This window comes from Achromobacter sp. MFA1 R4 (genome assembly GCF_900156745.1).
Taxonomy (GTDB): Bacteria; Pseudomonadota; Gammaproteobacteria; order Burkholderiales; family Burkholderiaceae_B; genus Achromobacter.
Genome location: NZ_LT707065.1, coordinates 3,062,857 through 3,074,568 on the forward strand (window position 1 = coordinate 3,062,857; position 11,712 = coordinate 3,074,568).

Genomic DNA, 11,712 nt, shown 5'->3' on the forward strand with positions numbered 1-11,712 from the left:
GGGCGCGTCGATATGGAATAATTGACTATATTGTGAGGCGGCTGTCCATAATGTGGACAAAGCCGGTCTCGTTAGCTGTACAAATAAACAGTATCGCAGATTCGTCTGAAAATCGCGCTGGGCGCGTTGCGCATCTGCCGAGCCATCACCTTTATTTGGGGACGTTTGTGCAGGAATCCAAGGTCGCCGGCGCGGCGGCGTTCGGAAAGTTCATGGCGGTGCTGCAGGCCGTGGCCGATGCGCCGCAGCCCCCCACGGCCGCCGTGCTGGCGCGCGCCTGCGGCTATCCCCGTCCCACCGTCTACCGCATCCTTGCGGCGCTTGCCGAGCAGGGCATGGTGTCCGAGTCCGGCGGCGCGTATCGCCTGGGGCACCGCCTGATGTCGCTGGCCAGCCGGGCGTGGGGCCAGTTCGACCTGCGCGCGGCGCTGGCGCCGGAGCTCCAGTCGCTGCGCGACCAGACCGGCGAAACCGTCCACCTGGCCGTTCCCGCCGGCCACGAAATGATCTACATCGACAAGCTGGAAAGCCCCGGCCCCGTGCGCATGGTGTCGCGCGTGGGCGCCTCGGTCGCGCTGCATTCCAGCGCGGTGGGCAAGGCCTATCTGGCGGCGCTGGACGAGGCCGCGCGCGAGCGCGTGCTGCGCGACCTGCCCCTGCCCGCCAGGATGCCCGCCACCTTGAACAGCCTGTCCGCGTTGCGCGAGGCGCTGGGCGAGGCGGCCGCGCGGGGATACGCTATCGACAACGAAGAAAACGAACCCGGCATCGTCTGCTACGGGGTGGCGCTGTGCGACGCGGCCGGCAGGCCGGTCGCCGGCGTCAGCGTCAGCACGCTGCTGTTCCGCCGGCGCGACGACCCGCAGTCGGCCTATATCGAACCCCTGCTGCGGCTGCGCGACGCCGCCGCGGCCAAACTCGCCGTCCTGCCGGTATCGTCCGGCGGCGCCTGACCGTCAGCCCCAGAGGAAAACCATGACCGCAACTGCTGCTCCCATCGCCTCCAAGCTTGCCGCCCTGCTCGCCGCCCGGGTCGTGCCCGTGCTGCGCTATACCGACGCCGCGACCGCGGCGTATGCGGCCGAAGTCGCGGTCGCGGCGGGCTGCACCACGCTCGAGCTCACCTGGACCATTCCGGGGGTGACGGATCTCGTGCGCGCGCTGCGCGACAAGCACGGCGCGGCGCTGCTGCTGGGCGTGGGCACCGTGCTGGACGAGGCCCAGGCGCGCGAAGCGCTGGTGGCGGGCGCGGACTTCCTGGTGTCGCCCGCGCTGTCGACCGAAATCGTGGACATGGCGCACGCCGCCGATGCCCTGTGCCTGCTGGGCGCCTTCACGCCCACGGAAGTGCTGGCCGCGCGCCGGGCGGGCGTGGACGTGGTGAAGGTCTTCCCCGCGGACACCGGCGGTCCCCGGCACCTGGCCGCGCTGAAGTCGGTCTTCCCGGACACGATCTTCTGCCCCACGGGCGGCATCACGCAGGAAAACATGGGCACGTACTTCGCGGCCGGCGCCGGCCTGGTCGGCATCGGCAGCAATCTTTACGACAAGGCCGCGTTCGCCGCGCGCGACACCGCCGCGCTGGTGGCCCAGATCACCCGGACCCGCGAGGCCGCCCATGGCTGATTTCGACATCGTTGCGCTGGGCGAGCCGCTGGTCGAGCTGAACCAGACCCACAAGGGCCAGCGCCAATACCTGCAGGGTTTCGGGGGCGACACCTCCAATGCGGCCATCGCCGCGGCCCGCCAGGGCGCGCGCTGCGCGTACCTGACCCGGGTCGGCAATGACGCCTTCGGCCAGCAGTTCCTGGACCTGTGGCGCACCGAGAACGTCGACACGTCTGGCGTGCAGGTGGACGACGACGCGCACACAGGGCTGTACTTCGTGCAGCACGGGCCGGACGGCCATGCCTTCAGCTATCTGCGGCGCGATTCCGCGGCCAGCCGGATGACGCCGGCCAGCCTGGACGGCGGACTGATCGAACGCGCCCGCTTCCTGCACGTTTCCGGCATCAGCATGGCCATCAGCACCAGCGCCTGCGATACGGTCTTCGCCGCCATCGCGCGCGCGCAGGGCGCCGGCGTCCAGGTCAGCCTGGATTCGAACCTGCGGCTGCGCCTGTGGCCGGTGGACCGCGCCCGCGCCATCCTGCGCGAGGCGATGCGTGCGGCGGATCTCTTCCTGCCCAGCATGGACGACATGCAGCACCTGACGGGCAACGACGACCCCGAGCGCACGCTGGACTGGATCCGCGACGGCGGCGCGCCGGGCGTGGTGGTGCTGAAGCTGGGCAAGGACGGCTCCATCATCGACGACGGGCGCACCCGCACGCCCATGCCGGCCCTGCGCGTGCAGGCCGTCGACGCGACAGGGGCGGGCGACTGCTTTGCCGGCAGCCTGCTGGCGCGCCGGTGCCAGGGGGATTCCTGGGAAGAGGCCGTGCGCTATGCCAATACGGCGGCGGCGTTGTCCACCTTGGGCTATGGCGCGGTCGACCCCCTGCCGCGCGCCGAACAGGTGTGGGAACGCCTCAAAACAGGCGGCTGAGCCCCTGGAATCGGCCCGTTGGCGTGCTTTTCAGATTTCAGGCTAAAATGCCAAGTTATCCGAATTTTTTTCCGCCAGCCCATTTTCCGGTTGTGCGGGCCAATTTCCGCGAATTCAACAGGAGAAATCAACATGGCTGAACGCAAACGCGTGCGTCGTAACACCCTGGAACGCCGTTGCCTGGGCAAGGCCTTCAAGCGCTTGTTCGTCAAGTCGCCCAAGGGTGTGTTCAAGATGCTGGAAAAGATCAAGCGCGTCTAATCGACGTGTCTGGCTGGTGGATCCTTGGGCCGGCTGGCCGGAAAAAAAACCGCAGGGCGCGAGCCTTGCGGTTTTTTTTTGCCTGCGCGGGGGCGCCTTAGCCCTGCGGCGGACCGAGCTTGGGCCGGATGAAATCCATGAAGGCGCGCGTCTTGGCCGGCTGGATGCTGGACGGGTACACCACGTAGATCGAGATCGGGTCCACCGACCAGCCCGGCAGCACGCGCCGGAGCGAATTGCGCTGGATGATGGGTTCCAGCGCCTGGCAATGCGGCATGCGGGTGATGGCCAGGTCCAGCCCGGCCAGCGTGCCCGCGATGCTCATGTTGTTGGCGGCCAGATGGCCCTTGACGGGCACCCGCTGCGAGATGACGCCGTTTTGCAGCGTCCAGTAGGAGTGCGCTTCGTCGATGGTCGTGCGCAGGCACTGATGCTGCGACAGGTCGGCGGCCGTCTGCGGTTCGCCGTGGCGTTCCAGATAGCGGTCGGATGCGTACAGGTGGGTTTCCAGCACCACCAGTTCCTGGACCACCGCGCCTTCGATGGCGCGCAGCGGCGTGCCGTTGCCGTTGCCGTTGTCGGTCGACGCGACCGGATAATCGGCCTCCCGGCCGAAGCGCAGCACCACGTCGAACGGCGTGCCCTGCGCGTCCGAGGCGGTCATCATGCTCAGGTCGAACTCGCATTCCACGTCGGGATACTGTTCGAGGAACTCGTTGATGGTTTCGGGCAGCAGCCAGATCGCCAGGCTGAACGGCATGGACACCCGCAGGTTGCCCGACGGGCCGCCCGACAGCGACAGGAGCTGCTCGTGCGCCAGGCGGGCTTCGTCGATGAGGCCCTGGCAGCGGCGCATGTAGGCCGCGCCCGCCTCCGTGAGATCGAGCCGGCGCGTGTTGCGGTTGATGAGGCGCAGCCCGATCGCGCGCTCGAGCTCGTTGATCCGGCGCGATAGCGTCGAGGTCGGCATGTCCAGCGCGCGCGCCGCCTGGCTGAAGCTTTTGCGCTTGGCAACCTCCACGAACAGGGCGATGTCATTAAGCTGGACGGGCGAGGCTTCCATAGGCGTTCCGAATTGGGCCGCCCGAGTTTACGCCAGGACGGCGCACGGCCCAATGACCCGCGGCGCGCGGGGCATCGAAAAAGCCGCACGGATTGTCAGATTTGATTGCAAATTCAAATGCCGTGGCATCGGTTCGCCCAGGCATATCCCCTACACTGCAGGCGACAACATAAGAACCAAGACCGCAGCGGTTTCCTGAAGATCGCAAGGGGCTCAGCAGGCATGACCGACACACCGATTTTTTTCACCGTTCTGACGCCAACCTACAACCGGGCAGGCACTCTGCACCGCGTCTATGAATCGCTCTGCCGGCAGAGCTTCCGCAATTTCGAATGGGTGGTGGTGGACGACGGCTCCACCGACAACACGCACGAGTCCATCCTGCACTGGCAGTCGCTGGCCGATTTTCCGATCCGCTACGTCTGGCAGAACAATCAGCACAAGAAGACGGCCTTCAACCGGGGCGTGCGCGAGGCGCGCGGCCAGATGATCGTCGGCCTGGACAGCGACGACGAAATGCCGGCCGACGCGCTGGCCATTTTTCACGAGGCCTGGAACGCCATCCCGCCCGCCCGGCGCGAATCCTATTTCGCCATCACCGGCCTGTGCGCGCGTCCCGACGGCTCCATCGTGGGCGACCGCTACCCGCAGGACGTCTTCGACAGCACGGCGGTCGACGTATATTTCCGCTATCGCATCAAGGGCGAGAAATTCGGCTGTATGCGCACCGACATCCTCAGGAAGTACCCCTTTCCCGAGGACGTCGCGGGTTTCGTGCCGGAAAGCCTGGTCTGGTGGGCGGTGGCGCGTGCCGGCTACCTGAGCCGCTTCATCAACCGCGTCGTTCGCACCTACCACGACACGCCCGGCGGCCTGAGCCAGGGCGCGGTATCCGTGTCCAACAATGCCCAGGGCCTGTACCTGCTGGCCTGGGACATGCTGCAGCACCACCTGGAATTCTTCCGCTACCGGCCGCGCGAATTCATGATGGCGGCGGCGCGCTACACGCGCTTTCGCCTGCACCTGAAGCACTCGGGCGTGCCGACGGCCGTGCAGGCCTACCGGCTCAACAACCCCCTCGCGGCGTTTCTCGTGGGGGTGATGTATCCGCTGGGCTATGCGCTGTACCGCCGCGACCGCCGCCGCGGCGTGGCCTAGCCGCACCGCCGCGCGCGTCAGGCAGGCCGCGACAGGCCGCCGCTACTGGCCGGCCACATCAGGCGGGCGCGCCATGCCCCAGCCCCAGGTATACCTCCACCACGCGCGGGTCCTGCGCCACCTCGGCGGCAGGCCCTTCCAGCGTGACCGTGCCGGTCTCCAGCACGTAGGCGTAGTCGGCCACCTGCAGCGCCGCGCGCGCGTTCTGCTCGATGAGCAGGATGGACACGCCCATCTCCCGCAGCCGCGCGACGATGCGAAACACCTCGCGCACGATGCGCGGCGCCAGGCCCAGGCTCGGCTCGTCCAGCATCAGCAGGCGCGGCTTGGCCATCAATGCGCGGCCGACGGCCAGCATCTGGCGCTCGCCGCCGGAGAGCGTGCCGGCAAGCTGGTCGCGCCGCTCCTGCAGGCGGGGGAACAGGCCATAGACCTCGGCCAGGGTCTGGTCCTGGTCGCGCACGCCGCGCCGATAGCGGTCGAAGGCGCCCAGCATGAGGTTGTCTTCCACCGTCATCTCGGCGAAGAGTTCGCGCTTTTCGGGCACCAGGTTCATGCCGGCGGCCACCATTTCCTCGATCTCGGCGTGTTCCTGCGCTTTGCCGCCGAACACGATCCGGCCTTGCGAGGGCAGCACCCCCATGATGGCCGACAGCAGGGTGGTCTTGCCCGCGCCGTTCGGGCCGATCACGGTGACGATCTGGCCTTCGCCGACGTCCAGGCCGACGCCCGAGACGGCTTCCACCTTGTCGTAGGCCACGCGCAGGTCGCGCACTTCCAGCAGTTTCGCGCTCATCATTCCACTCCGCCCAGATAGGCCTCAAGCACCGCGGGATTCTGCTGGATCTCGGCCGGCAGGCCTTCGGCGATCTTCTCGCCAAAGTCCATGACCACCACGCGATCCACCAGCCCCATCACGAAGTCCATGTCGTGTTCGACCAGCAGGATGGCCATGCCTTCGGCGCGCAGCCGCTTCAGCAGGTCCGCCAGTTCGCACTTTTCCTGGTAGCGCAGGCCCGCCGCCGGCTCGTCCAGCAGCAGGATGCAGGGATCCGAGGCCAGGGCGCGCGCGATCTCCAGGATGCGCTGCTGTCCCAGGGCCAGCGAGCCGGCCTCGTCGTGCAGATGCTTGCCCAGGCCCACGCGCTCGACCTGGCGCGCGGCCTCGGCCAGCAGGCGCGCCTCTTCCGGCCGGTCCAGGCGCCACGCCGCGGGCAGCACGCCGCGATGGCCGCGCAGGTGCGCGCCGATGGCGACGTTCTCCAGCACGCTCATGCGGCCCAGCAGGCGCACGTGCTGGAACGTGCGCGACAGGCCCAGCCGCGCGATCTTGCGGGCGCCCACGCCGGCCACGGGCTGGCCCAGCAGCGTGACCTGGCCCGAGGTCGGCGTGTCCACGCCCGAGATCTGGTTGAACATCGTGCTCTTGCCCGCGCCGTTGGGACCGATCAGCGCCAGCACCTCGCCGGCCCGGATCTCCAGGTTCATGGCGTTGTTCGCCACCAGGCCGCCGAACTTGCGCGTCACGTCCACGGCCTTGAGCACCACTTCGCCGCGCGGCGGCATGGCGCGCCGGGGCAGCGGCTCGGCCGTCATGTCGACACGGCGCGGCTGCCGCTTGACCGGCACCCAGCGCGTCAGCACGGGCCACAGGCCGCTGCGCGCGCGGTGCAGCAGCAGCACCATGCCGAAGCCGAAGACGATCACCTCGAAGTTGCCGGACTGGCCCAGCACCTTGGGCAAGAGGTCCTGCAGCCATTGCTTGAGCACCGTGAAGACGCCCGCGCCGACCAGCGCGCCCCAGACCTGTCCGGCGCCGCCGATGACGGTCATGAACAGGTATTCGATGCCCATCTGCAGGCCGAAGGGGTTGGGATTCACGAAGCGCTGCATGTGCGCGTACAGCCAGCCCGAGGCGCAGGCCTGCAGCGCCGCGATGACGAAGATCACCATGCGCGAGCGCGCCGTGTCCACGCCCATCGATTCGGCCATCACGCGCCCGCCCTTGAGCGCCCGGATCGCGCGGCCTTCCCGCGAATCCAGCAGGTTTTGCGTGGACCATACCGCGACCAGCAGAAAGGCCCAGATCAGGTAGTAGATGCTGCCGCCCTGCGTGAGCGGCCAGCCGAACAGGTTGATGGCCGGGATGTCCGGGATGCCGGTGTGCCCGCCCAGGCCCTCGACGGACCCGAAGACGAAATACAGCGACAGGCCCCAGGCGATGGTGCCCAGCGGCAGGAAGTGGCCCGACAGCTTCAGCGTGATGGCGCCCAGCAGGTAGGCCAGCGCCAGCGTCAGGGCCAGCCCGGCCAGGAGCGTGAGCCAGGGCGACGCGCCCAGCCAGGCAAGCCAGGACGGCAGGGTGTCGGCCCGGGTGGTGAGCAGGGCCGTGGTGTAGGCGCCCACGCCCACGAAGGCGGCCTGCCCGAAGCTGGTGAGGCCGCCGACGCCGGTCAGCAGCACCAGGCCCAGCGCCACCAGGGCGTACAGGCCGATGTAGTTCAGCAGCGTGACGTAGAACGGCGGCAGCACCAGGGGGCCGAGCGCCAGCAGGGCCAGGAAGGCGAGGAGGATGTGGCGCGGGGTCATTCGTCTTCTTCCTCGACGTGATGGCTTTTGAGTGAACGCCAGAGCAGCACGGGGATGATCAGCGTGAACACGATGATTTCTTTGTAGGCGCTGGCCCAGAACGACGAGAACGCCTCGATCAGGCCGACCAGCACGGCGCCCGCCGCGGCCAGCGGATAGCTCACCAGGCCGCCGATGATCGCGCCCACGAAGCCCTTCAGGCTGACCATGAAGCCCGAATCGAAATACATGGTGGTGATCGGCGCGATGAGGATGCCCGAGACGGTGCCGATCAGCGCGGCCAGAAAGAACGTGGCCTTGCCCGCGAATACCGGCGAAATGCCCATCAGGCGCGCGCCGATCCGGTTGAACGCCGCGGCCCGCAGCGCCTTGCCGTACATCGAGCGTTCAAAGAACTGGTACAGCACGACGATAAGCACCACCGACACCGCCACCACCCACAGCGCCTGGCTGTTCACATTGACGGGGCCCAGCGCCAGGCTGGCGTCGCTGAACGGCGCAGTGCGCGCGCCTTCCGCGCCGAACGCCAGCAGTCCCAGCCCGACCAGCGCCAGGTGGACCGCGATGGACACGATCAGCAGCACCAGCGTCGAGGCCGACGCGATCGGCTGGTAGAACAGGCGATAGAGCTGCGGTCCCATCGGCACCAGCAGCAGCAGCGTCAGCAGCGCCTGCACCGCCATCGGCAATTGCGCCAGCGGCAACCGGTACAGCAGCAGCGCCAGCGCCAGCGGGTAGATCACCTTGGCCGCCATGCGCCAGTGCGCGCGGCCGCGGCCGGGGCGCTTGCGGCGCGCCATGAGGTCGGCGAGGACCTCGGCCAGCGCGAAGGCCGCCAGCAGCCACACCAGCAGCACCGGCTTGCCGGCCTGCATGGCCGCCATGGTGAGCGCGCCGAAGGCGACGAACTCGCCCTGCGGGATGAACAGCACGCGGGTGACGGTAAAGACCAGCAGGATGGACAACGCCAGGAGCGCGTAGATGGCGCCGTTGGTGATGCCGTCCTGCCCGAGTATCAAGGCAATCTGTGCATTCATGCGAAATTCCGGAAAACGGATTTCCCCCCGAAGCGCTGCGCGCTCCCCCCAGGGGCATGCCTGCGGACCGGCGGAGCCGGATCCGCGGCATCCCGATGGGACGCGCAGAGACTGCTTCCTGGCGACGCCCCGCAGCGCATCTGAGCGTGGGTGGAAACCCTTTTACTTAACCAGCGTCCAGTTGCCGTCCTTGACGGTGATGAGCTCGCGGCCGCGTTCGTCAAAGCCGCTGTGGTCGGCGGCGCTCATGTTGTAGACGCCTTGCGTGCCGACCAGCTCCTTGGTCTGTTCCAGGGCATCGCGCAGCGCGCTGCGGAACTCCTTGGTGCCCGGCTTGCCGGCCTTTTCGGCCAGCGGCACGGCCTTTTCCAGCAGCAGGCCGGCGTCGTAGACGTTGGCGCCGAAGGTGGCGGGCTTGGAGCCGTTGAGCTTTTCGTAGGCGGCGATGTAGTCGGTGGCGACCTTCTTGGACGGGTTGCTGTCCGGCATTTCGGGCAGCACCAGCATCAGGCTGGCGGCCAGCACCGTGCCTTCCACCTTCTTGCCGCCCAGCTTCAGGAAGTCGGGCAGCGCGGCGCCGTGCGTCTGGTAGAACTTGCCCTTGTAGCCCTGATCGAACAGCGTCGTCTGCGGCAGCACGCTGGCGGCGCCGGGGGCGGCCACCAGCACGGCGTCCGGCTTGGCGGCCAGGATCTTCAGCGCCTGGCCCGTGACCGAGCTGTCAAAGCGCAGATAGCGCTCGTTGGCGGTGACCTTGATGCCCTTTTCGGTGGCCATGGCGGAGAAGACCTTGTACCAGTTCTCGCCATAGGGATCGTTCAGGCCGATGAAGCCGACCGTCTTGATGCCGGTCTTGGCCATGTGGTCCACCAGCGCGCGCGCAATGATGTCGTCGTTCTGCGTGGTCTTGAACACCCACTTCTTCTGGTCGTTCATCGGCAGCACCACCGCGGCGGTGCCCACCGGCGCCAGCATCGGCACGCCGGCCTCGGCCGCGAACTGGATCACGCCCATGGCGTTGGGCGAGCCCGACGGGCCGATCAGCGCGTCCACGTTCTGCTCCGAGATCAGCTTCTTGAAGGCCGTGACCGAGTTGGTGGAATCGCTGGCGTCATCCAGCGAGATGTATTCCACGGTCAGGTCGCCGATCTTCTTGGGCAGCAGCGGCACCGTGTTCTTCTGCGGAATCCCGACCAGCGCGGTGGGACCGGTGGACGAGGTGACCACGCCGACCTTGACCTGCGCCAGGGCGGGCAGGGCGAACAGGGCGGCGACGGCGGCGGCAGCGGCCAGGGGGAGTTTCTTCGACAGCATGGCAAAACCTCCGGATAGGGAGCAGAGTGGGAGTGCGGCTGGAAAGCGGAGAAGAGCGGGAACTGCGGGAATACTTGTTGCTTAAAATTTCTTACCATCAAGGATCAGCACTGTAGACCCGGGTCCCGGTGCTTACCTATCCGTCAAAACCCGAAGCGCGACGCGCGCGACGGGCAATCAGATGGTGATGGCGCTGACGCTGGCGCCGCCGCAGACGAACAGCGTCTGGCCGGTGACGAAGCTGTTGGCGGGATCGGCGAAGAACATGACGGCGCGCGCCACGTCGTCCGAACGGCCCAGGCGCTTGACCGGGATGCCTTCGGCCAGCTTCTTTTCGCGCTCGCTGCCGGCCTCGATCACCTCGTAGAACATGTCGGTCTGGATGGGGCCCGGCGCCACGACGTTGACCGTGATGCCGTACGGCGCCAGTTCCAGCGACCAGGTGCGGGCCATGCCCACCATGCCGGCCTTGGTGGCGGAATAGGCGGTGCGCGTGGGCAGCCCCAGCGCGCCGCGCGACGACATCATGACGATGCGGCCGAACCTGCGTTCCTGCATGCCCGGCAGGGCCGCCTGCACCAGGCTGATGGCCGCGCCCAGGTGGATCTGCGTGAGGCCGTGCAGTTCCTCCTGCGTGACCTGCGGCAGCAGGTTGGGCCAGATCACCCCTGCGTTGTGGATAACGTGGCTGACGGGGAATTTCGCCGCCACCTCGGCGCCGGCCTGCGCAGTGGCCGCCGCGTCCAGCAGGTCCACCTGCACGTTATGCAGGCGCGGATGCGAGAAGTCCGCCGCGCGGCGCGCCATCGAGATCACCTCGTAGCCCGCGTCCAGCATGCTGCGGCAGATTTCCGCCCCGATGCCGGCGCTGCCGCCGGTCACGATGGCCACATGGGTTTGCGTCATGTTTTCCCCTTGATTTATTGGTCTGGGCCGAAACGGATCAGGCCGTGGGCGCCAGCGCCAGCACGCGCAGCGGACTGCCCGAGCCGCTGCGGATCTTGAGCGGCGCCGAGAAGATCACCGCGCCCGTGGCCGGCAGCTGGTCCAGGTTGGTCAGGCACTGCAGGCCGTAGCGGTTGTTGCCGTGCATGTAGTAGTGGCAGGGGTAGGGCGGATCCAGGTGCTGGGCCTGGCCGGCGTCGGTGCCCACCGACTCGGTGCCAAAGCCATGCACGTCGCGCTCTTTGATGAGCCAGGGCACGACCTCCGCGTCCGGGCCCGGCGAATGCGCGCCGTCGGCCTGCATGTTCAGGTATTCGGCGGGCTTGGCGCGCTTGGACCAGTCGGTGCGCATCAGCACCCAGGACCGCGCCGGGATGCGCCCGTGCTGTTCTTCCCATTTCTTGACGAAATCGATGGTCAGCAGAAAGTCCGGATTGCCGGCCGCTTCCGCCGAACAGTCGATCACGCAGGCGCTGGCGATGAAGGCGTCGATGGGAATCGTGTCCACCGTGTTGTCCGGCTGGTCCTTGCCCGTGACCCAGTGCGCGGGCGCGTCGAAGTGCGTGCCGGTGTGTTCCGAGCAAGAGAAGTTGTTCCAGTACCAGGCCGGCCCGCGCTCGTCGTAGCGCGAGATTTCCTCGATCCGGAACGGCCAGGCCTGGCCGAATTCCGGCGGCAGCACGATGGTCGGGAATTCCGGCGTCAGGGTTTCGGTCAGGTCCACCAGGCGGATGCGTCCGGAGACCAGTTCGGTCATGAATTGGGCAAGAATGGGTTGACTCACGATGCGCTCTCCT

Annotated in this window: 12 protein-coding genes; 5 read left to right on the forward strand and 7 right to left on the reverse strand. The window is 67.6% G+C overall.

Annotation, left to right across the window (positions count from 1 at the left end):
- Nucleotides 1-167: 167 nt before the first annotated feature.
- From BXA00_RS13840 to BXA00_RS29395, 4 genes are all read left to right on the forward strand, one after another.
- The gene (locus tag BXA00_RS13840; RefSeq protein ID WP_076521948.1) at nt 168-953 is read left to right on the forward strand and encodes an IclR family transcriptional regulator; all 786 of its coding nucleotides are present in this window, start codon (nt 168-170) and stop codon (nt 951-953) included.
- Nucleotides 954-975: 22 nt separating this feature from the next.
- Nucleotides 976-1,626, forward strand: coding sequence for a bifunctional 4-hydroxy-2-oxoglutarate aldolase/2-dehydro-3-deoxy-phosphogluconate aldolase (locus tag BXA00_RS13845; RefSeq protein WP_076519008.1), 651 nt, complete (start codon nt 976-978; stop codon nt 1,624-1,626).
- Nucleotides 1,619-2,548, forward strand: a complete 930-nt coding sequence (locus BXA00_RS13850) for a sugar kinase (protein WP_076519009.1) — start codon at nt 1,619-1,621, stop codon at nt 2,546-2,548. The genes BXA00_RS13845 and BXA00_RS13850 overlap by 8 nt, the downstream gene beginning before the upstream one ends.
- Nucleotides 2,549-2,680: 132 nt before the next feature.
- The gene (locus tag BXA00_RS29395) at nt 2,681-2,809 is read left to right on the forward strand and encodes a hypothetical protein (protein WP_006226408.1); all 129 of its coding nucleotides are present in this window, start codon (nt 2,681-2,683) and stop codon (nt 2,807-2,809) included.
- Nucleotides 2,810-2,906: 97 nt separating this feature from the next.
- Here the strand turns inward: BXA00_RS29395 and BXA00_RS13855 are convergent, their stop codons facing one another.
- Nucleotides 2,907-3,872, reverse strand: coding sequence for a LysR family transcriptional regulator (locus BXA00_RS13855; protein WP_076519010.1), 966 nt, complete (start codon nt 3,870-3,872; stop codon nt 2,907-2,909).
- A gap of 222 nt (nt 3,873-4,094) precedes the next feature.
- Here BXA00_RS13855 and BXA00_RS13860 point away from each other — a divergent pair, with 222 nt between their 5' ends.
- Complete coding sequence (locus tag BXA00_RS13860; RefSeq protein WP_076519011.1) at nt 4,095-5,030, forward strand: glycosyltransferase family A protein; 936 nt, start codon at nt 4,095-4,097, stop codon at nt 5,028-5,030.
- Nucleotides 5,031-5,088: 58 nt separating this feature from the next.
- On the opposite strand, the gene BXA00_RS13865 is transcribed toward BXA00_RS13860, so the two are convergent.
- The 6 genes from BXA00_RS13865 to BXA00_RS13890 all read right to left on the reverse strand — a co-directional run bounded on the left by BXA00_RS13865 (nt 5,089) and on the right by BXA00_RS13890 (nt 11,699).
- Nucleotides 5,089-5,826 (reverse strand): ABC transporter ATP-binding protein, encoded by a 738-nt coding sequence (locus BXA00_RS13865; protein ID WP_076519012.1) that lies wholly within the window; start codon nt 5,824-5,826, stop codon nt 5,089-5,091.
- The gene (locus tag BXA00_RS13870; RefSeq protein ID WP_076519013.1) at nt 5,826-7,619 is read right to left on the reverse strand and encodes an ATP-binding cassette domain-containing protein; all 1,794 of its coding nucleotides are present in this window, start codon (nt 7,617-7,619) and stop codon (nt 5,826-5,828) included. The genes BXA00_RS13865 and BXA00_RS13870 overlap by 1 nt, the downstream gene beginning before the upstream one ends.
- Nucleotides 7,616-8,656: a branched-chain amino acid ABC transporter permease gene (locus tag BXA00_RS13875; protein ID WP_076519014.1), complete on the reverse strand. Its 1,041-nt coding sequence runs from the start codon at nt 8,654-8,656 to the stop codon at nt 7,616-7,618. The genes BXA00_RS13870 and BXA00_RS13875 overlap by 4 nt, the downstream gene beginning before the upstream one ends.
- Before the next feature lie 162 nt (nt 8,657-8,818).
- Nucleotides 8,819-9,970: an ABC transporter substrate-binding protein gene (locus BXA00_RS13880; RefSeq protein ID WP_076519015.1), complete on the reverse strand. Its 1,152-nt coding sequence runs from the start codon at nt 9,968-9,970 to the stop codon at nt 8,819-8,821.
- Nucleotides 9,971-10,147: 177 nt separating this feature from the next.
- Nucleotides 10,148-10,876 (reverse strand): SDR family NAD(P)-dependent oxidoreductase, encoded by a 729-nt coding sequence (locus BXA00_RS13885; protein WP_076519016.1) that lies wholly within the window; start codon nt 10,874-10,876, stop codon nt 10,148-10,150.
- Nucleotides 10,877-10,913: 37 nt separating this feature from the next.
- The gene (locus BXA00_RS13890) at nt 10,914-11,699 is read right to left on the reverse strand and encodes a cyclase family protein (RefSeq protein WP_056568924.1); all 786 of its coding nucleotides are present in this window, start codon (nt 11,697-11,699) and stop codon (nt 10,914-10,916) included.
- Nucleotides 11,700-11,712 lie beyond the last annotated feature (13 nt).

Coding starts and splice junctions, on each gene's coding strand:
- BXA00_RS13875 (WP_076519014.1), bottom strand. CDS start 8,656: ATGAATGCACAGATTGCCTTGATACTCGGGCAGGACGGCATCACCAAC.
- BXA00_RS29395 (WP_006226408.1), top strand. CDS start 2,681: ATGGCTGAACGCAAACGCGTGCGTCGTAACACCCTGGAACGCCGTTGC.
- BXA00_RS13865 (WP_076519012.1), bottom strand. CDS start 5,826: ATGAGCGCGAAACTGCTGGAAGTGCGCGACCTGCGCGTGGCCTACGAC.
- BXA00_RS13855 (WP_076519010.1), bottom strand. CDS start 3,872: ATGGAAGCCTCGCCCGTCCAGCTTAATGACATCGCCCTGTTCGTGGAG.
- BXA00_RS13885 (WP_076519016.1), bottom strand. CDS start 10,876: ATGACGCAAACCCATGTGGCCATCGTGACCGGCGGCAGCGCCGGCATC.
- BXA00_RS13860 (WP_076519011.1), top strand. CDS start 4,095: ATGACCGACACACCGATTTTTTTCACCGTTCTGACGCCAACCTACAAC.
- BXA00_RS13850 (WP_076519009.1), top strand. CDS start 1,619: ATGGCTGATTTCGACATCGTTGCGCTGGGCGAGCCGCTGGTCGAGCTG.
- BXA00_RS13845 (WP_076519008.1), top strand. CDS start 976: ATGACCGCAACTGCTGCTCCCATCGCCTCCAAGCTTGCCGCCCTGCTC.
- BXA00_RS13880 (WP_076519015.1), bottom strand. CDS start 9,970: ATGCTGTCGAAGAAACTCCCCCTGGCCGCTGCCGCCGCCGTCGCCGCC.
- BXA00_RS13870 (WP_076519013.1), bottom strand. CDS start 7,619: ATGACCCCGCGCCACATCCTCCTCGCCTTCCTGGCCCTGCTGGCGCTC.